Raw genomic sequence first — 20812 nt, forward strand, 5'->3', positions numbered from 1 at the left:
CCAACTAAATTACTGGTTGAGCCTTTTTATAATAAAGTTGTAAGTTAAATACTATTATTCCACCGTAGAGTTTATTACCGTGGCGGCTGAGGCGCCAAAGTAACCAACGGCTCCGTTGCTAATATTGCTGGGAGCATTGGCCGGTGGCGCATCAAAGGGGCCACCGGTGTAATATTGCATGGTTCCCAATACCCGCAGGAAATCGTAACCGGCTCGGTCCAGCGAAAGCATTTCTACCCGTAGTTTATCACCTTTTTTCAGCGCAATATCAATCTCCGGGTCGCCGTAGTTGCCATCGTATACTTCGTCGTTAATGGCTACTATATCGTCTTCTTGTTCTTCGTTCACCCAAATGTTAAAGCGATAGTAATCGCCTTTGCCTTTCGGCTCCTGAAAATAGATGGTGGCGTAATAACCTTCGTCCGTTTCGGCGTTCTTTTCTTTGAATTTATAAGTAACCGAATCCAGGGAAGTAACCGGCTTTAAGTACGACTGGCTGGTATACTCCTGGCCGTTAACTTTTACTTTCAAAAAGTAGGTATTGCCAACAGTGCCTACCAAGTCTTTGGTTTGATAAATACCGTTTTCCTTGGCTTGCAGCACTTCGGAGTGGCCTTTATCATCGGAAATAGTTACTTCGGCATCGGTAATGCCGGGCGTTTGGCCATTTTGCAGAAACCCCAAAGTTTTAGATACCCGCACGGTATATGGACCAGGCTGATTCGTAACTAGGCCTTCAATCACTATTTTCGGAGTGCCTTCCTGGAGTTCGTAATCAATTACCTGCTCGCAGCCGGTAAGAGCAAGCATGAATAAGCTGAAGAATGCAAATATATTTTTCATGATGAAATACTTTTGGAAAGATTAAAAGTTGAAATTGTAAGTAACCGCCGGAATAATGCCGAACATATAGGTTTTCACGGCTTCGGTGCGGCCCGGATTGTCTTCGTTTTCGCGGAAAGAAATAGAGAACGCATTTTTGCGCGAGTACGCGTTATACACCGAAAAGGTCCAGGAACTAAAGTAGCGCTTGTAAGCAGTTTGCGGTTTTTCCAGGGTTGCCGATAAATCCAGACGGTGGTAAGCCGGTAAACGATACCCGTTCCGGGATGAATAAACCGGGAAAGTTTTACCGTTGTACTCAAACCTACCCACGGGCATGGTAATGGCACCGCCAGTATAATACACCCAATTGGCGCCTATGTTCCATTTAGGGCTTAACTGGTATGTTGTTACCAGATTTATTGAATGGCGTTTATCGTAGCGTACCGGGTAAGCATTGCCATTATTAATGCCCGGTACTTTGCGGTCGGTTTTGGCTAAAGTGTAACTCAACCAACCCGTTAAAGCACCTTTTTGCTTGCGTACAAAAAACTCAGCCCCGTACGATTTGCCTTCACCGCGCAGCAATACGGTATCAATGCGGTTATTCAAGAAAATCTCGGCGTTATCTTTATAATCAATCTGGTTGTACATTTTTTTATAATATACTTCCACCGAGGTTTCGAACATGTTATCGTGCAAGTTGCGGAAATAACCAGCCGCTACCTGGTCGGCGTACTGCGGTTTGGTATATTGGTTGCTCGGTACCCACACATCAAAAGGCAACGAAGACGTAGAATTAGAAATTAAATGTAAGTACTGGCGGGTGCGGTTGTAAGAGGTTTTAATGGAACTTAGCTCATTTAACTCAAATTTGGCCGAAAAACGGGGTTCTAAGCCACCGTAAGATTTAATTTTTTCCAAGGAGCCATACACAGTGCTGTCTACTTTGGTGCGGCCATCCGAGCCGTATTCGTAAATCGTACCAGGACCTACGTTGGCAAAGCCCGATAAACGTAAGCCGTATTCAACGGATAAGCGCGGCGAAAGCGTTTGCTGGTTACTCAGGTAAAGGGCACCGTCTACAGCGCTCGTAGAATTTAGTTTAATTTCGTTGAAATACGATTCCGGACCGGGTACTACTTTACCCGGTAAAAATTGATGGTACGTGCCGGTGAAACCAAATTTAACCTGGTTGCGCGGGTTAATATAGAACGTGTAATCGTTTTTCAGGCTATAGTCTTTAATATGTGAGGTCCAGGTAAATTCCGATGATTTATCGGTGGAACCCAAAGAATAATCAAAATCGCTGAAAATTAAGGTAGTGTTGGAGAACAGCCGGTCGTTAAATAAATGGTTCCAGCGCAGCGTGCCGGTAGCATTGCCCCAGTTAAAAGAAGCCGTTAAATTTTTAGCGACATCGCGGCCAAAATAACCCGATACAAACAACCGGTTGTTGTCGTTTAGGGTGTAATTAGCTTTTAGGTTAAGGTCATAGAAGTAAAGTTTGTTTTCTTTTAAAGCCTCGTCGGAGCTTAATTTAAAAAATAAATCGGCGTAAGTGCGGCGCCCGGACACGATAAACGAACCTTTATCCTTCACAATGGGAGCTTCCACGGTTAACCGGCTCGAAAGCGTACTAATACCGCCCGAAACGCCCAGCTTCTTGGAGTTCCCTTCCTTCATCCGGATATCGAGCAAAGAAGACAATCGCCCGCCATATTCGGCCGGAATGCCGCCTTTATACAACTGCACGTCTTTAATGGCATCAGCGTTAAAAACCGAGAAAAAGCCCAGTAAATGCGAGGCATTGTACACCGGGGCTTCATCCAATTGAATCAGATTTTGGTCTACGCCCCCGCCGCGCACGTAAAAACCCGATGTTCCTTCGCCAGCCGTTTGTACGCCAGGCATGAGCTGAATGGCTTTAATTACATCTACTTCGCCCATAAGAGCCGGCATTTTTTTGAGTTCGGTTACCTGCATTTTTAGGGTACTCATTTCCATGGTTTTCACGTTTTCATCTTCTTTGCGGGCGGTAATTTCTACTTCGCGCAGAGCCGTATTATTCTCGGCTAATTCTACCTCCAGCTTTTTATTGGCGGTAAGTGTAACAGCTTGGCTAACCGGAGCATAACCGAGATAAGAAAATAAAACAGTGTAATTGCCTTTAGGTAAAGTAAGCGAGTAAAAGCCGTACTCGTTGGTAGTAGCGCCTACTCCGGCCAGCTCTTTAACGCCAATGCTGGCGCCAATTAAACCTTCGCCGGAAGCTTTGTTTTTAAGGTAGCCGCTTAAGGTTACTTTTTCCTGCGCCGCAGCGGGCAAGAAGGTTCCGAGACTTACCACTAGCGCAGTGAAAAGTACCCGGAAAAGAAAGGTTTTCATAGTTGTTAAAGTAAAAGTGGATGGGTTAATTGTTTTAAATGGTAGAGCTATGTTTGTAATGGAAGCGCAAAACAAAAACACGAAAGGGCTTTTTGCAACTTATAAAAGTTATTTTATTGCTAAAACACCCAAAAATCCGTGACGAATGGTGGTTTTACCTTTTAAATGCCTTTCACATGCAGTGGCTTTATTGGAGGTATAATAAGAAAATTGGAGTAATTGAAACAAGCTAAATGAGTTGCTATCTAACTGTTCATCTGTTTGTCGCATAGATACATCGCTACTACTCAGTACTTTTCAAGGAAGCACCTGAACGTATAGTATTTCGTTCCTTGATTTTGAAAATTTATTTCTGGTAGTAGTGGAGCTTATATATCACGTATAAATAATTTTTCCGTCCTTAACCAAAGTGGGGACTAATCTTTAAATGGTTGGTTTTGAAAAAATAAAATTAAAAGTATTCCTTCTACGATGTTCGATCGTGAACATAGCATTAGTTAATGATATAAAGGCAATATAATTTTAAAAAATGACCTGCTTAGAAATAAAAGGCTAAGCTTGTTTATCACTAAAATAAAAAGAGCCGCCTGTTAGTGTATAGCGAGGCGGCTCTCTTTATTTATCGGATTTATCGGAACATTAATTCCGAATAAGGTTTAGAAGAGTATATCAGAAGGAATCAGGAATTTTAACCACAAACCGCGGTATAAAAGATAATTATAATTTTGTAAGCTTCACGCCACTCCAATGGCCCATTACTTTATCATCAGGGCCTACTAAAATATCAATGCGGTTACGCAAGCGCTTTTTCATGGTATCCCGCACAATGTATACTCCATCGAGGCGTTTAGAAATGCCGCTTACGTGTACTTTATCGCCGTAATCTATATGGCCGCCCCAGCGGGTAAGTAAGTTACGGGATACGGCAATCCATTTGTGTTTTTTAGGATGGGTTTCGTTAATTTGGGAACCATCGGCGGTAATTAACGGAGTGGAATCGGTTTGAGCTTCTTCCGGGTAATAAACAGAGGCAGTAACGTGGGTGATTGTTTTTTCTTCGGTAAAGCTTTTTGTTTTTTCTAATTTTTTAGGAGTATGCTTACGCGTTAATTTAAGTGAGGTAGCTCTATTAATAAGGCTCTCAAATAGGTGATTGGTGTGCTGTGGTTTTTCTTCCTTTGAATAGGACGCAAGATGCGGGAATGAGACTAAAGAAATAAATAAGAAGAAAATACCATCGATTTTGTATCTTAACATGTTGGAACAATTGGTTGGACACTAATTTCATTGGTAATTACTCTTAAACGGTAGCTTTTACAAATTAGTTTATTCCAGTTTTTTGTTAAAATTTCTTTTTTTAATTATATCAAGTTGAAAAAGGAAGGAATAAATAGAGTGTGAAACCGGCGCTTTTGGCTAAATGAGGTTAATTCAATAAAATATCAGGCAAGTCGTATGTTTCATGGGGAGCTTTTTATTTAAATTGTATTCCTAGTGTTATAGTACTATTTCCAGTAAAATTTTTTTATTTTTTTTGAAACATACAAAATGTTTAGCAGTAAGTTTTCTTTTGCTTCTTTAAAAACTTACTGCTAAACGCTCTATTTAAAAGTTATTTTCGGTATTGGCATCGCCATCGTTGGTATCGCGGTCTTCTAAGTCACGTTCATCTTCTTGCCGTTGCTCCTGGTCCCAGTTTTCATCTGATTTACTGGCACCGGTGCCTAGCATGGTACGTTTTACTTTATCATCGTCCGAACCGGTTAGCTCTCCCGCGCGGGTTTGGGTTTGCTCGTCGGTAAGTTTATTTTCCTGCGGTTTTTTCTTTTCCATATTTCAAAAATTTAAATGAGTAAGCAGCTTAAAAACTATTTTACTCCGTTAAGAGGCAAAGGTTATTTATTAGATAAGCAACTAGCACGAATAGTAAATACTAACCGCAATAAATAATAGAATGCGTTTTATTTAAAATGGAGGTAAAAGAAAAGAACCTGTTGCATAAACAGGTTCTTTTCTTTAGTAAGGTTTTATTTTACTCGGCTTTCTGGTTGATATAGCCTTTGGCCAGTTTATTCAGTTTGGTATCGGCGGTTTGCTCTTCTTTTAGCGTTTCGCTTAACAATTGAAAAGCTTCGGCGTGGCCCAGGCGTTCGGCAAAATGAGCAGCGGTACCATACCCCGAAATTTCATAATGTTCGATCCGTTGCGCGCTGGCAATTAAACCGGCATCTTTTACTTCTGGTTCGGCATCTTCGGCTATCAGTTCCTGACCTTCTTCAATTAAACCTTCCATAGCTTTGCATTTTATCCGGCCGAGAGATATGCCGAGCAGTTCGCAAACTTTTTCTAGGCGTTCTTTCTGGGCTTTGGTTTCTTCTAAATGCTGTTCAAACTGTTGCTTTAATTTGGCGTCGGTGGCCGACTCCGCCATTTTAGGCAGCGCTTGAATTAATTGTTTTTCGGCGCTGTATAAATCTTTTATTTCGTGTTGAAACAGTTCGTCCAGATTTTTTAATTTACTCATAGTTCTATTATTTAATAAGTTTAGAATCGGTTTGTATTGCTTCAACTATACGGGTTACTCGTAAAAGTGTTAGTCCTGCTTTTAGCTTTTTACTTCCTGAATAAACGGTAAATCTTACTTAATTAGCTAACGTTTATGGTTTTAAATAACCTAAAATTATTTGCGATAAAGCGAATTTTATGTACTCTGGTGTTTTTCCAGAAATTAGTATCTTTCCAACCAGCCAATAAGCTTACCGCTATCTTTTTTAATGGGTTTGTAAATAGAGCTGTTTGGGGATAAAATAGATGCGGGTAAATTTTTTAACTTGTCATTTACAGATTATACTGCTTATATTTTTACTTCCGATAACAAAAACCAGTAACTATTAACACCCGCTATTCTCGTACATGTTGCTTTTATCCATCGGCATTTATTTACTTTTAAACGTATTCCTTGGCGTTTGGGCCGCTCGCCGGGTCAAAAACACCAGCGATTTTTTGCTCGCCGGGCGGCAGTTGCCTTTTTATATTTCTACGGCGGTAGTATTTGCTACCTGGTTTGGTTCCGAAACGGTTTTGGGAGCTTCGGCGGAGTTTGCCGAGCACGGGTTATTGGGCGTAATTGAAGATCCCTTTGGGGCGGCGCTTTGCCTGATTCTGGTTGGCTTATTCTTCGCTAAAAAACTATACCGGCTCAATCTGCTTACCTTCGGCGATTTTTACCGGCTGTATTTTAACCGTACTACCGAGCTGATTGCTTCTTTTTTTCTGGTAATTTCTTATTTTGGTTGGGTAGCGGCGCAAATGGTAGCTTTGGGCATTATGCTTAATTTAATTTCCGGTTTGTCTGTTACGGTTGGTATTTTAGTAGGCTCCTTCGCGGTAATTATTTATACATTTATGGGCGGTATGTGGTCGGTATCCATCACGGATTTTCTGCAAACCATCATGATTATAGGCGGCCTGATTTTCGTGACTGTGGTGATTGTACAGAAAGTTCCTTTGGTTGAAGTGCTTCGCACGGTACCGGCCAATTTCTTTGATTTTGTGCCGGCGCAATCCTTCTCTGTTACTACCTGGCTGAATTACTTTGCTCTTTGGATAACCATTGGCTTAGGTTCTATTCCCCAGCAAGATGTGTTTCAACGGGTAATGTCGGCTAAGTCGGAGAAGACCGCGGTTTATTCTTCTTTGGCTGCCGGTGCCTTGTATGTAACCATTGCTTTTCTGCCCTTGCTTTTGGCCTTATACGCGAAAGTATTATATCCCGAGTTAATGCGCGGCGACACCCAATTATTATTGCCGGGGTTAATTTTACACTCCAGTTCTTTTTGGGTGAAAATATTATTTTTCGGCGCTTTAATTTCGGCCATTATCAGTACAGCCAGCGGCGCCATATTAGCTCCGGCCGCTATTTTAAGCGAAAATATATTTAAGCCGTATTTTACTTCTATTACCGATAAACAATTATTGTTGCTGTCGCGGGTTTGTGTACTAATGGTTTCGGTAATCGGGTTAATAATGGCTTTACTCAAAAGTAATATTTACGAATTAGTAAGTTCCTCGTCTGCCTTAAGTTTGGTTTCCTTGTTTGTGCCTCTGGTGGCGGGTTTGTATAGCAAACGATTATCCTCCGTTGCGGCTATTGGCTCTATGGTAGCGGGTATGGCCGTCTGGTTACTGGCTTTATGGCTGCATACTACTATTAATCCGCTTTTATTTGGTTTAGCGGCCAGTATACTGGGCTGGGGCATAGGCTTGCTCTGGCCGCCATCTGCTACTGGTAAACAGCGGTTAGCAGCCTCTAACAAAGAATTGAGTCTGCCCAACCAATAAAACCGACGATTACATAAATAGGCTGATGTAATATGCCGCGTGCAATACGTTAAATCTACAACCTTAAACCTTTTAACCTGGCAACCTTTTAACCTGGCAACCTTTTAACCTACAACTTACTTGCTCCAATACCCGAAAGAAGTGTAACTTGCTTCTTTTTAAGAATTGCTATTAATACGTTAGATATTTAGATTTAAGATACTATGGGAAGAGCCTTTGAATTTAGAAAAGCCCGTAAATTTAAGCGCTGGGATAAAATGTCGAAAGCGTTCTCGCGCTTAGGCAAAGAGATAGTGATGGCCGTAAAAGAAAACGGTCCTAATCCGGATGCGAACGCCCGTTTACGGACGGCCATCCAGAACGCGAAAGGGGTGAACATGCCCAAAGATAGGGTAGAAGCGGCCATTAAACGTGCCTCCAGCAAAGAAGAAAAAGATTACGAAGAAGTTGTGTACGAAGGCTATGGCCCGCACGGGATTGCTATTTTAATTGAAACAGCTACCGATAACATAAACCGGACGGTAGCGAATATCCGGGTTTATTTATCCCGCGCCGGCGGTACCTTAGGAAAAACCGGTTCGCTGGATTTTATTTTTACCCGCAAAGGTATTTTCCGGTTACCCGCCGAAGGCCTGGACTTAGAAGAATTGGAACTGGACTTAATTGATTACGGCGCCGAAGATATTTACGAACACGAAGGCGAAATAATTATAGAAACCGCTTTCACCGATTTTGGCGCGATGCAAAAAGCGCTCGAAGAAAAAGGCTTACCCGTTACTACCGCCGAACTGCAGCGCATCCCTAATACCCGCACCGAACTGAACGAAGAGCAAGCCGAAGAAATAGAAAATCTAATCGAGAAAATCGAGGAAGACGACGATGTGCAAGCTGTTTACCATAATATGGCTTAATAGATAATAAATTAAGGACATAAAAGATATTTGCCCCACATAAATTATAAAGCAGCTAGTTAGCGGGCATAATATTGCAGCAGGTTTTATTTATTAATTATTAAATGGACCTATAGATATTTAAAATTTCAAAATGCGAAAAACTGTTTTTATATCTTCAACTTATGTTGACTTAAAGGAAGAACGAAGAAAGGTTTGGGATACTCTTGAAAAATTTGATGTAGCAGTTAAAGGCATGGAACAATTTGGAGCTAGAAAATCAGATCCTTTAACAACTTGCTTATCTGAAGTAGAACAATCTGATATTTATATAGGTATTATTGGAATGAGATACGGAAGTGAGGAGCCTAAAACTGGAAAGTCATATTCTCAGTTGGAGTATGAAAAAGCAATTGAAAAAAACATAGAGATTCTAATTTACTTAATTGATGAAGATAGTTCATCAGTTACTCCGAAGTTTATTCAATTTGATAAAATTCAAAAGTTAAACAACTTCAAAGAAATCCTTAAAGAGAAGCATACCATTGACAGTTTTTCCAACTCGCTAGATTTAGTCTCTAAACTCCAAAGGAAATTTACTGAACTATTAACGCCAAAAGCAGATGTGGTTATTGAAGATGAATACGAAAATACAAAGAAAGTCCTTGATCTATTTTTGCTCGTTCCTGCTGCTTATTCTGGGCGGGAAATTAAATTGAAAGTGAAATTCATCGGGCAACCACAGCCTGTATCAAAAGCAATTTATGTAAATTATAACTTCGAATTTGGAAAAACAATTGTGAGTAAGATTGAAGTTGTTCATCCAGTTTTTGAGTTTAAAAATTTTAAACACATTTTTATTGAATTTAGATATCTTCAAAAATTCCTTTCTCTCGATAAATCCACAGAATACGAAATTTTTGCTAATGTTCTCTTTAAAGATGAAAAAGTAAAAACACTTACAACGGACTTTAGAGATAGAATTGAAAGAGTATATGATGAAAGCTATTATGCAGACTCTGAACCTGACCCAGGGGACTATTATAAGCCTGAACCATATTATGACGTTTTAAGAGTTGGTGATGGACAAATTGCATTATCTCTTAAAGACATTATAATAAGGAAATAATTTTAATAAGAACTCTGATAAATAAAATACTTATGAGAGAAAACAAAAGTGTTAACAGCTTTTTTGCAATATGGTAGTGCATAGAACGCACTTAAACAGTAAATTTCGATTAAGCTTTAATGTATTATTTAATTAAGGTGACGTATATTTTTTTGTTGGGATCTTACAAATACTTTAGCATTAGCTTTTATTTATAAGATAATAGATACATAAGAAAAAAGTTATAAGTTTAAGAAAGAGACAAATAGCAGAAAATATAGCTTTATCAAATATAAAAACTAATTTTTATCAACTTATGGACAAAATTGAAAAGGAAGAATTACTAGCTTCTTTTTATCAATTTTTATTCAAAGGTTTACCGAGTTAGTAACAGCTCGCTTTATGTAAAAAGCCCTTGCCGGAGCTAACCAACAAGGGCTTCTAAACAAAAAAACAAGAAAACAGGAAAATTAAATTTTTAGGATCAAACCTTAACTCACGTACCCTATTCGCTGCCCGCGACGATTTACAATTAAACCTTCGTTAGTTAAATACAACGACTGAAAATAATCACTTTCAAAAATAAAGGGTACTTCCGAGTTATTCGTTTTGGTTAATTTACCCACAATTTCCAGGCCACTATTCGTAACACGCACCAAATCATAACCAGTAGTTACGTAAAATTGCTCCCGGGGAGCTGCTTCAAAGGTAACTTTACCCAAAACAGAACGGCTGTCTAACTTGGCGGCAGTAGCTTGTCTTCGCACGGTTGGCCGGTTTACTTCTTCCTCTTCCGGCTCTTCTGCCTGGGCAATTACCGGCGGCGCTGTTTTGGTACCTGGTTTGGCGCTAGCTAAAATTTGGCCGTTGGCATTTTGCCAGCCCGTACTAATAGCGGATAATCGCATGGAGCGGCCCGGGTGAGTAGCCGAATAAGAATCGTCGGTTAAAGCCGCAATAGCCGCTTGGGCCTGCGGTAAAGTAGCGCCCATCTTGCGTAACACAAAACCCGAAAACTCGTCGGCTTCCAATTCATCAGCCGGGTTACTGCCTCCCCGAACCAGAGTGTGACCGTTTAAATGATGCCCAATTTCGTGCGCCAGAATACTAACGGCAGCCCAATCGGTTTTTACGGCGTTGTTTACTGAAGCTACAAACTTTGGGTTGTATAAAATATAGCGTTTGCCATTATAAATAACCGCCGCCGCATTGGGTACTTCCGAAGATTCCCGCACTTCAAAACGTGGTTTTAAACCTACTACATCAATAATTTCTTTAATAATATCCCGGGCTCCTTCCGGATGAGCAGTAGTTGTTACCGCCTTGGGTACTGACCGGAGAGCTGCTTCTGCCTGATTTGGAATCGGTAAAAATGGCACGGTTAATAGCAGGCCTATAACAATTGTATGCCGGATATTCTTCATATTATATGTTTAAAAATAACAACTTAAGACAAAATAAAAAGCATTACTAATCAGTTAGTTATGCGAAAATTAGTTCTGTAAATTAGCTAATGAAACGCATGACTTATAAGGGCAATATTTTTGCCAACTCCATATCTTCTGCCAAAATGTTTATCTAGCTACTCTGCGGCTAACTAATTATTTTTAGGCCTAAGCCGAATTGTTCTTTATAGTTCACTCCGGATATTTTAACTAGTAAGTGCTTCTATTCTTCCGATTAGGTTGTAGGCAGCTTTCCCCAAAATCTTACGTAATCTTAAATACAAACCGTAGAATAGTTTACAGATTAAGAACGAACCTGACCATGAAATTATTGAGCACCCTCGCGCCTTTACCTTTAGCTGTTTTAGTTATTTCAGCCGGCCTTCTTGCCTGCGAACCGAAACGGAACATCGAGACTTCTTCCTCAAGTCAATCAAGTAGAAGCACTTCCGCGGATACAGATACTATCCGGGTGGTGCAGCATAATACGAATGCTGTTCAAGAGTTAAAGAAATTTAAGGATTGGGTGAACCAACAAGCCGGCAAAGTAGATTCTTCCACCAATAAAAATTTACCCGGCATACAAGCCGAATTTAAAAAACGGAGCGCCCGGCTGGAAAAAGGTTTGGACAGCTTGTCCGGGGAAGCCAAAGCGGAGTACCAAGCTGCCCGGGCGAAATACAAAATATGGGAAGCGCAAAATAAACAACGCACCAGCCAGCCTTTGCAAGCTGCCGAAATTGAAAAACGCCAGGCGCAACTACTCGGCGAATACAAAGATTTAAATACCATTACGGCCGCTAACGTGCGCGAAGCGTACTTACTTTTTATGGGTATGGTACGGGCCAAAAAGCAAAACTGGAATCAGAATGATTGGGATTACGTCGATTATGTTTACCGGCAATTAAATAAACGGAAAGATGAGTTTGGTACGGCTATTTCCAGGACGGATAAACTTAAAATAAAAAGTTTACAAGCCGAATACCTGGCCCTCGAAGCAAGCCAGGATGCGAAAGATTTAATAAAAACCGTTAAGAGTAAATAAGATAGAACAGGTTCCTACTGTTTAAAGCTGTCTCTTTGGCATAGAGGCAGCTTTTCTATTTATTTTTCTATATATTTAGTTAACAGTACATTAAAGCCTTAATCACTGCATAAAAATTTGTATTTCTTTTACTCAAACAAGACGAATAATTTTGAACAACCGGTAATTATTTGGTTTGGTTTAAAAATAAGATGGCTATTTCTGGCGCGAATCCGTACTATCACGACTTTAAGCCAACCTGCTGCGAGTAGCAGCCACTAATGAAATAATGAAAAAAGATTTAGCAGTATTATTCGACATGGATGGGGTTATTTGCGATACCAACCCGTACCATTTAAAAGCCTGGGAAAAGTTCGCGGAAAAACATCAGCTTCACCTGGAAGGTAAAGATTTAGGTTATTACATTTACGGCCGCACCAACCGCGATGCCTTACAATTATTTATAAAAGATAAAGCTTTTGCTAACGGTAATCATTTCAGCGATGACCAGTTAACGGATTTAAGCGAAGAAAAAGAAGCCTTGTTCCGGGATATTTACCGCGACCACGTAGAATTAACTGCCGGACTAAAAAACTTCTTAGAGGAAATGAAACAAGCGTCCGTTCCTATGGCTTTAGCTTCTAATGCCCCCATCAGTAATATCGATTTTATTTTGGATGCTACCGGCACCCGGTCGTATTTTGAGGCGGTGGTAGATGCTACCCAGGTAACTAAAGGCAAACCGGACCCACAAATCTATTTGCGGGCCGCAGAATTGCTGAACGTAGAACCCCACAATTGTATTGTAATGGAAGATTCTACGGTTGGGGTTGAAGCCGGCCAGAAAGCAGGCATGAAAGTAGTGGGTATTACTACCACGCACAGCCCGGAAGAATTAAGCCACACGGATTTGGTTATTGATAATTTTGCGGAATTAAGTATAAATGAATTAAAAAATCTTTTAATTAGCGGCCACTAGTCTGCAACGTTCATCTATTATTTTTGCCTCAATGTTAGAATCGGAAGCAACTGAAAAGTGGCTCGCCTTCGCGAAGCGCGTGCAGGCTATTGCCCAAGCCGGATTAACTTACGCCGTGAATGGCTATGATACGGAGCGGTACGAAGAATTAAGCGCCATTAGTGTGCAAATAATGCAGGAATTATCCGGCGAAGAACCACAAAAAATAAAATATTTATTTACGAACGAAACCGGCTACCAAACGCCTAAAGTAGATGTACGGGCGGTTGTTTTTAGCGAGAATAAAATACTGCTGGTGCACGAGAAAATAGATAATTGCTGGTCGTTACCGGGCGGCTGGGCCGATGTAGGTTACTCTCCGGCCGAAGTTGCCGTAAAAGAAACTCAGGAAGAAGCCGGGTTAGAAGTAAAGCCTATCCGGTTACTGGCCGTGCTCGATAAAAAGCACCATCCGCATCCGCCTTCGCCGTACCATACCTACAAAATTTTTATACTCTGCGAATCAACAGGCGGTTCGTTGCAACAAGGCATGGAGACCCAAGATGTTGGTTTTTTCGACCGGAGTAATTTGCCGCCCCTTTCCCTGGAACGCAACACCGGCTCGCAGGTTCAGCTTCTTTTCGAGTACTTAGATAATCCGGAAAAAGAAGCCTACTTCGATTAATCCTTCCGGGCGTTCTCCTTCGGCTACTTATTTGCTTTTAAAGTATTCAGATCGATAAAAAACCGTCTGCAAAGTGCTGCCACGCCGGAATTCGCCGCATTGATTCATGAGTACCAAGGAGACTTATTCTTAGGTCTGAATCCGTAGCCTTGCTTTAGCAGATATAGAACCCTTGCCGGGAGACGGGAATTATACTTAAAATATTATCTAAAAACCGGTTGCTTGCCTTAAAATACTGCCTTGCCTTATGATTTCTGTTGAATAATAACGCAAACCGTTGTTTTGTCTAAGAGGGCAAATTCTTTTAAACCCCAGGGGCGTAAAGTTACTTTATTCAGGTTTGGGTGCAGGAGGTCGGGACGCAGGGCGCTTATTTCTTTGTACAGTTGCTCAATGTTGTCGGTTTCTATCCGTATCTCTGGCCGGTGTTCCTGGGCAAATGGCGCACTCTGAATAATATGCAGCCTCACGCCATCACGTTCCAGAATATAAAAAGGATCGCCTTCGGAGCTTACATAAACCGGCTTAAACCGTAATCCATCAATAAAAAGGTCGAGACCTATCTGAATATCTTCGTAAAAAATATTGGGAATAACCTTTAGTAAACTCATACGGGGGTAGCTATAGGGTGAATTACTTCATTAAAACCAGCGATTAACTAACCCGGCAAGCTAGCGCATCGGCTTTTAAAGTAAACAGAAAACGTTGCATTTTCAAATAGTACTTGGTGAGCCGTTGCAAGGGCAGCATAAATTTTAGAAGTAAAAAAGTGTCGGTTGCTTAATTCCAGGTAGTACTCCAGTACTTCTCTCGCATAATTCATTATTCCTTTCGTTTGATTTGACGCAGCATTAGGTATAACGGAATAATCGACGCTTTTTTAAAAAATGAATTTATTGAGGAATGGCTAATCTGGTACTAATGGCAATCCGGTTCTCGGCATTTATGGTTATAATAGCCATTATAAGCTGAGCTAAGTATTCCGGGTTAAATAATTTTTCAGCGATTTTGTACGTTTCGGCGCTTACACCTTTCTGATGAATGAATGTTATTTCTTCGGTTAAGGCCAGAATAGCTTTTTCTTCTTCGGTGAATAAGCCTGAATGTTGATTCTGGTTTCCATGTGTTTATTTAAAATGAATACAAAAAGTTGCTGGATAATAAGCCATTGCACGTAAAAGAAAACCGCCATAATAACTAACGGATTGCTTTATTTACTCTTTAACCTGGCTGCCCTTGCCGGCAAAACAAATAAGATTCAGAAGAGCAACAAAGAGAGCAGCAAATTTTCCCTAGCAGGACAACTTTATCCATTGCAAAGCTCGGAAACTTACTCTTGAAAAACTTAAACTGGTTTAAGCGCGCTTTTTCTTGCGAAGCTCACTTAAATATTCGGGCGTAAATCCCAGGAAAGAGGCTAATAAGTATTGCGGAATGCGTTGAATAAATTGAGGATAGCTAGCAGCAAAATTCTGGTACAGTTCTTCCCGCGAATAGTCGTAAAGAAATTTAATTCTAACCTGACTTGCTCCATACGCTTTTTGATAAATTAACCGGAAATACCTTTCCAGGTGCGGGAATTGTTGAAAAAGCTGTTCCTGGGCCGAAAAGCTGATGGCGAGAACTTCTGTTTTTTCTACGCCCTGGATGTAAAAGTTGGAAGGTTGCTGATTTTGAAAAGCTAAATAATCGGTTAACCACCAGTTTTCTATTGCAAACTGAATGGTTTGTTCTACGCCTTTTTCATTTACGAAAAAGAGGCGTAAACACCCTTTTACAACAAAGTAATTAGAGGTACAAATGCTGCCTTCCGATAGTAAGCTTTCTTTTTTAGCTAAGCGGATTGGTTGAAAATAAGATAAAATGGCGGGAACATCCGCTTCCTTAATTTCTACAAACCGGGCAAAGTGCTTAATTAATTGCTCAGACATTTTAAGGTTAGAAGTACAAGGCAGCTTTTCAATTTATTCGCAAATTTTGGCTTTAACAGAGACCTGTTTTTCTGATATGCCCAGAACAAGGTAGTAAACAATTTAATTAGAAGGGCAAATTTGACTGACATTTAAAATTGCACTTATAGCGTGGAAGTTACGGGAGTAAATCTGCGCCATCGTGTGCCATGGTGGTTTACTGCTACGCCCAATATTCTAAACTGCTAAATAAGAATAACAACTAACCAAGCATAATTGACAGCAGTTTGGTTGTGGCGGGCTGCTAAGATTCCGGTGTCGGAGGAACATTCCGGATGCAGGAGGAAAGAAAGCTTAGACCAGTCTTTTTTGGTTACATATTTACTTAATAAAAAACCAAGGGCTATTTTCTTCCGGCTACCAAATAAGCAATATTTCATCGAACCGATAAAATGAACGTGTATCCTCCGTCTTTAAATGAAATTCAATAAGTTGGTTTTGCCAAGAATACTCCACTAAATACCAGTTATAAAAATCAAAATTCAAAATTTAAGATACTAAGAGCTAAGCTTTTACAACAGGTCTGGCTTTTTTATTGCCATTATTTAACCGAATTCCGTACCTCGGCGGAGTGTTATAAAAGCGAACAAGTACCTGTATCAGAACCGGACAATCTTAACTTCTAAAGTTTCTTATAATTTAATAAATTATTAATAATCAGGAATTTAGCAAAGTGGCATTTTATTGTATACCTCCTTAGGCGGGAAGTAATTCTATTCATTCCGGTTTGCCGGAAGATATATTCTGAATAAAACTGGAAAGTAAACCGCCATAATCTGATTTTTATGTTTAAACCTTTAACTTTTATCCTGGCTTTTTTGCTGCTCCTCTCCTCCGGAAAACTGGCAGCTCAGCAAAGTCCCCGCGTTTGGTCTCTGGATTCGTGTATTAATCAGGCCATTGCGCAAAATATTCTGGTAAAGCAAAGCGAATTGAATTTACAATCAAGCCGGGTGGTAAATGCCCAAACCAAGGCGGCTTTTTTGCCAACCAGCCAGTTTAATGGCTCTCACTCGTACAACACCGGCCGGTCCATTGACCCGTTTACCAACCAACCTACTACCGACCAAATTCAATCGAATAACTTTGGCTTATCCGCGGATCTTACTTTGTTTAACGGCGGGCAATTGCAGCACCGGTTACAGCAAAGTAAATTAGGTTTAAAAGCGAGTCAGTACGAACTGGAGCAAACCCGCCAATCAGTAGCGTTAAACGTAACGCTGGCCTATTTACAGGTTTTGTTTAGTCAGGAACTTTTAATTATTGCCGAGAACCAGCTAAAAAATACCAATTTACAGGTAGAGCGGTCTAAACATTTGGTGGATGCGGGCGCCTTAGCTACTTCTACCCTCGCCGATTTAGAGGTACAGGCAACCCAAGACGAACTCCAGCAGGTAACCGCGGCTACTAATTTAAAAACCAACCGATTAGCTTTACTGCAGTTATTAAACTTACCGGCTACCACCAATTTTACTATTCAACCTCTCAATACGGAAGTACCTGCCACCAACCCGTATAATAAAACTACCGAAGAGTTAATAGCTGTTGCGGAGAAAATACAGCCCGGCATTATAGGCGCCGATTTCCGGGTAAAAAGTGCGCACCAGGGGGTTCGGGCGGCGCGGGCTAGTTTACTGCCTATTATAGGCGTGAGCGGTTACATGGGCAGTAATTATTCCAGCGCGGTACCTACGTCGCGGTTTGTGGCCGATGGTACCGGTACCACCACTCGGGAAGTTCCTTCGCCAACCGATTTTGTTTTAATTAACGGTACGCGTATGCCGATTATTCAAACCCAAACTACTACTAACGGCGCTGTAGAAAGTTTTCATTATTTTGATCAGTTAAAATTTAACATGCGCAAAAGCATTGGTCTGTACTTGAGTTTCCCGATTTTAAATAGCTGGCAAAACCGGACACGCTTAAGTAACGCCATTATTGCCGAAAAAACCGCCGAGTACGCCGCTGAAAATGTCCGGCTACAGCTTCGCCAGAATATAGAGCTGGCTCATAGTAACCTAGAAGCTGCGCAAATCCGTTTTAAAACGGCTAGCCGACAAGTAACTGCTTCTAAAGTAGCTTACGATGCTGCCCAAAAGCGCTTCGAAAGCGGCAGCGTGCACTTCGTAGATTTAAACCTGGCCAAGACCAATTACGACAAAGCCCTCAGTAACCAGGTGCAAGCCAAGTACGATTACTTATTCCGGCAACGGTTGTTAGATTTTTACTTACAAGAATCTACGGCTAAATAAGGAAAGTATATTTTAAGGACAAGCCCGGCTGAATAATTGAAATCAGCCGGGCTTTTTTATGAATGACATTATATACCAATAAAGGAGGGAGCAAGGAATTATAATAAATTGAATCTGCTACGATGTAATAAAGGTAGTTTGTCCGTTGAGCCTGGGCCAGTCTCCAGTTGTTAAGGCGGATGCGGTTTTAAAAATAACTTGTTTGCCTCCATAGCCAAACGGGCATTATCTATTCTTGGCTAGTTTTACCTGATAGCAGTAGTAAAATTAGTAAATACGTCTTCCTTAATTTAGTATAGGCTTGCGATAGAGCTTTTAAAAAATAGGCTTAGTAGTGAAAAACTAACTTTAGTAGGTGTTTTTTATTTACGTGAAAAAGCCAGACCTGCAAAATAGGCCTGGCTTTTAATATTAATTAGGATTTGCTCATTCAAAATTTGTCATCCACCGCTATTCACTGCGTAAGGCGTTTGCCGGATTACTGCCCGCCGCCTTTATCGCGTGGAACGAAACGGTGAGTAAAGCAATGATAACCGCCAGCACCGTAGCTAAGCCAAACGTCCACCACGAAATAGGCGTACGGTAAGCAAAATCCTGCAGCCACTGGTGCATCCCATACCAAGCAATGGGCCAGGCCAGAATATTAGCGAGCAATACCAGTTTTAGAAAATCTTTCGAGAGCAGGGAGACAATGCCGGTAGTGGAGGCGCCTAATACTTTGCGAATACCAATTTCTTTGGTGCGTTGCTCAATAGCGAAAGAGGCCAGGCCAAACAAACCCAAGCAGGCAATTAAGATAGCAATAGCGGAGAAAAAGGTAAACAAAGTTCCCAGTCGTTGTTCGGTTTCGTACAAGCGGCCAAATTTTTCGTCCAGAAACGTATACTCAAATGGCCGGTGCGGTAAAAATTGCTTCCAGGTTTTCTCGATATGGGCTAATCCTGCCTGCAATTGATTGCCTTTTATTTTAAAGGATAGATCGTTGTAGCCATCCCCTTGCGACATAATAAAGATTAGCGGTTTAATTTTCTCGTGCATCGACTCAAAATGAAAATCTTGCAGCACGCCCACCAGTTTCCCTTTGCGGTTACCGTACTCTACATTGCGACCCAGCGCTTCCCGCGGATTCGTAAAGCCCAGCATTTTTACTCCGGCTTCGTTCAGAATAAAGGCCATGGAATCGTCGGTAGGGTATTCGCGGGGAGCAAAATTACGGCCGGCTACTAATTTTATTTTGTAAGTATCAATAAACTGCTCATCTATACCTAAATACTGAAAAGAAATAGGCGAGGGAGCCAGCGAATCTTCTTTTTGAATCCGGACGGTACCCATCGAATTTAATAACCGATCGGATGGCACACCAATAGACCGGCCCACTTGCATAACCGGGCCGCTGGCCAGCACCTCGTTCCGGAAAGCATTAAACTTGTCGTTGAGTTCGCTGGTATAGTCCATGGTAACAATGTGTTCTTTATCGAACCCTAAAGCCATGTTCCGGCAAAATCCTAATTGCTTATACACAATAGCAGTACACACTAACAATACCACCGAAATAGCGAATTGCAGCACCACCAGCGTTTTGCGTAATGATACCGAATTGCGCCCCACGGTAAGTTTGCCTTTTAATACTTTAACCGGCTGAAACGAAGATAAGAACAGGGCGGGGTAGGATCCCGCAATCAATCCCACCAGCAAGGCCAAGCCAACCATTACTAAAATCATTACGCCACCATTCCCGAAGGTAAAGCGTAACTCTTCCTCTAAAAATCTGTTCAAAATGGGTAAAGTTAGCCGGGTGAGAACCAGGGCAATAATCACGGCTAATAAAGCAAACAGCAAAGATTCGCTCAAGAACTGCCGGATTAAATTAGGCTGAGTTGCTCCCATTACTTTGCGTAGACCAATTTCTTTCGCGCGCAACGAAGAGCGGGCCGTAGACAAATTCATGAAATTAATGCAGGCGATCAGTAAGATAAACAGCGCTACCGCCGAAAATAAATACACGTTGGTAATATTGCCGTTGGGCTCTATTTCTGAATCCAGGTGCGAGCGTAAGTGAATGTCGGTAAGTTTCTGAAGAAACAGCTTGGTCCAGGACGAGGGCTTTACCTGACCATCGCTTTCTTCGGTCATGTGGCGGTCGATGAAAGCCGGAAATTGCGCTTCTATATTCGCTACCGGATAATCTTTCGGGAAAAGTAAATACGTGTTAAAAGAGTTGTTGCCCCAGTTGGTCAGTAAGTTTTGTTTGCCGTAAATGGTACTGTCTTCCAGGGTGTTAAACGATACCAGAAAATCGGGATGCATGTGGGAATTAGCCGGGAAAGATTCGTAAACGCCCGTTACCTTAACGTTAAACTGGTTGTTCATGCGCAGCACTTGGCCCATGGGGCTTTTATCCGGAAAGTACTTTTTGGCCATTTTTTCGGTGAGCATTATGGAATACGGCTCCTGCAAGGCTTTATCCGGGCTGCCCTGACGTACCGGCACGGTAAATATTTTAAAAAATGCTGGCTCCGCAAAGAAAATTTCGCTTTCGTTAAACGAATGCTCTCTGTCTAAGGCCAATAGAGTGTTGGTTTGCAGGGTACGCGCTACTTGCTCCACATCCGGAAAATCGTTTTTGAGTAAAGGACCGAAGGGCGGCGCTACGTTGGCTAAATGTAAATTCACGTTTCCGTCCGGGTCGGAGAAATTACGGGTAACCCGGTAAATGCGGTCGGCATTTTTATGATAGGTATCGTAGCTGAGTTCCTGCCGGATATACAAGGCAATGAGCAAGCAACAGGTAAGCCCTACCGCCAGACCAAATAAATTAATAAAAGTAAATACCCGGTGCCGCCGCATGTTACGCCAGGCAATTAGCAAATAATTCTTGAGCATAATTATTTTGGTTAGATGGTCATTTATTTGGGGATGCTCGTAGCTA

At 41.3% G+C, this 20812-nt stretch carries 16 protein-coding genes; 7 read left to right on the forward strand and 9 right to left on the reverse strand.

Features of this window, described 5'->3' with window-relative positions:
- Positions 1-54 precede the first annotated feature (54 nt).
- The 5 genes from AHMF7605_RS18315 to AHMF7605_RS18335 form a co-directional block, all read right to left on the reverse strand.
- On the reverse strand, positions 55-843 hold the full coding sequence (locus tag AHMF7605_RS18315) for a DUF4249 domain-containing protein (RefSeq protein WP_106931496.1): 789 nt from the start codon (positions 841-843) through the stop codon (positions 55-57).
- A 21-nt stretch (positions 844-864) separates the two neighbouring features.
- Entirely contained in the window at positions 865-3210 is a 2346-nt protein-coding gene (locus AHMF7605_RS18320; RefSeq protein ID WP_106931497.1) for a TonB-dependent receptor, read from the reverse strand.
- A gap of 717 nt (positions 3211-3927) precedes the next feature.
- Positions 3928-4467, reverse strand: a complete 540-nt coding sequence (locus AHMF7605_RS18325) for an RlpA-like double-psi beta-barrel domain-containing protein (RefSeq protein ID WP_106931498.1) — start codon at positions 4465-4467, stop codon at positions 3928-3930.
- Positions 4468-4815: 348 nt separating this feature from the next.
- Positions 4816-5043: a hypothetical protein gene (locus AHMF7605_RS18330; RefSeq protein WP_106931499.1), complete on the reverse strand. Its 228-nt coding sequence runs from the start codon at positions 5041-5043 to the stop codon at positions 4816-4818.
- A 199-nt stretch (positions 5044-5242) separates the two neighbouring features.
- The gene (locus tag AHMF7605_RS18335; protein WP_106931500.1) at positions 5243-5734 is read right to left on the reverse strand and encodes a YciE/YciF ferroxidase family protein; all 492 of its coding nucleotides are present in this window, start codon (positions 5732-5734) and stop codon (positions 5243-5245) included.
- 389 nt (positions 5735-6123) lie between these two features.
- Here AHMF7605_RS18335 and AHMF7605_RS18340 point away from each other — a divergent pair, with 389 nt between their 5' ends.
- From AHMF7605_RS18340 to AHMF7605_RS18350, 3 genes are all read left to right on the forward strand, one after another.
- Positions 6124-7551 (forward strand): sodium:solute symporter family protein, encoded by a 1428-nt coding sequence (locus tag AHMF7605_RS18340; protein WP_106931501.1) that lies wholly within the window; start codon positions 6124-6126, stop codon positions 7549-7551.
- Positions 7552-7754: 203 nt separating this feature from the next.
- Positions 7755-8462, forward strand: coding sequence for a YebC/PmpR family DNA-binding transcriptional regulator (locus AHMF7605_RS18345; protein WP_106931502.1), 708 nt, complete (start codon positions 7755-7757; stop codon positions 8460-8462).
- Between the two features lie 133 nt (positions 8463-8595).
- The gene (locus AHMF7605_RS18350) at positions 8596-9570 is read left to right on the forward strand and encodes a DUF4062 domain-containing protein (protein WP_106931503.1); all 975 of its coding nucleotides are present in this window, start codon (positions 8596-8598) and stop codon (positions 9568-9570) included.
- Between the two features lie 470 nt (positions 9571-10040).
- Here AHMF7605_RS18350 and AHMF7605_RS18355 read toward each other — a convergent pair whose 3' ends face one another.
- The gene (locus tag AHMF7605_RS18355; protein WP_106931504.1) at positions 10041-10973 is read right to left on the reverse strand and encodes a M48 family metalloprotease; all 933 of its coding nucleotides are present in this window, start codon (positions 10971-10973) and stop codon (positions 10041-10043) included.
- Between the two features lie 343 nt (positions 10974-11316).
- On the opposite strand from AHMF7605_RS18355, the gene AHMF7605_RS18360 reads away from it, so the two are divergent.
- The 3 genes from AHMF7605_RS18360 to AHMF7605_RS18370 all read left to right on the forward strand — a co-directional run bounded on the left by AHMF7605_RS18360 (position 11317) and on the right by AHMF7605_RS18370 (position 13661).
- Positions 11317-12039 (forward strand): hypothetical protein, encoded by a 723-nt coding sequence (locus tag AHMF7605_RS18360; protein WP_106931505.1) that lies wholly within the window; start codon positions 11317-11319, stop codon positions 12037-12039.
- A 268-nt stretch (positions 12040-12307) separates the two neighbouring features.
- Positions 12308-12997 carry an HAD family hydrolase gene (locus tag AHMF7605_RS18365; protein WP_106931506.1) on the forward strand — a complete coding sequence of 230 codons (690 nt, stop codon included), beginning with the start codon at positions 12308-12310 and terminating at the stop codon, positions 12995-12997.
- 31 nt (positions 12998-13028) lie between these two features.
- On the forward strand, positions 13029-13661 hold the full coding sequence (locus AHMF7605_RS18370; protein WP_106931507.1) for an NUDIX hydrolase: 633 nt from the start codon (positions 13029-13031) through the stop codon (positions 13659-13661).
- 245 nt (positions 13662-13906) lie between these two features.
- Here AHMF7605_RS18370 and AHMF7605_RS18375 read toward each other — a convergent pair whose 3' ends face one another.
- Both AHMF7605_RS18375 and AHMF7605_RS18380 read right to left on the reverse strand, forming a co-directional pair.
- Positions 13907-14272 carry a VOC family protein gene (locus tag AHMF7605_RS18375; protein ID WP_106931508.1) on the reverse strand — a complete coding sequence of 122 codons (366 nt, stop codon included), beginning with the start codon at positions 14270-14272 and terminating at the stop codon, positions 13907-13909.
- A gap of 744 nt (positions 14273-15016) precedes the next feature.
- Complete coding sequence (locus AHMF7605_RS18380; RefSeq protein WP_106931509.1) at positions 15017-15592, reverse strand: Crp/Fnr family transcriptional regulator; 576 nt, start codon at positions 15590-15592, stop codon at positions 15017-15019.
- A gap of 824 nt (positions 15593-16416) precedes the next feature.
- On the opposite strand from AHMF7605_RS18380, the gene AHMF7605_RS18390 reads away from it, so the two are divergent.
- Positions 16417-17883 carry a TolC family protein gene (locus AHMF7605_RS18390; RefSeq protein WP_106931511.1) on the forward strand — a complete coding sequence of 489 codons (1467 nt, stop codon included), beginning with the start codon at positions 16417-16419 and terminating at the stop codon, positions 17881-17883.
- A gap of 450 nt (positions 17884-18333) precedes the next feature.
- Here the strand turns inward: AHMF7605_RS18390 and AHMF7605_RS18395 are convergent, their stop codons facing one another.
- A complete protein-coding gene (locus AHMF7605_RS18395) occupies positions 18334-20766 on the reverse strand; it encodes an ABC transporter permease (protein WP_106931512.1) in 2433 nt (810 codons plus the stop codon).
- Positions 20767-20812: the final 46 nt, after the last annotated feature.

Source organism: Adhaeribacter arboris, assembly GCF_003023845.1.
GTDB lineage: Bacteria > Bacteroidota > Bacteroidia > Cytophagales > Hymenobacteraceae > Adhaeribacter > Adhaeribacter arboris.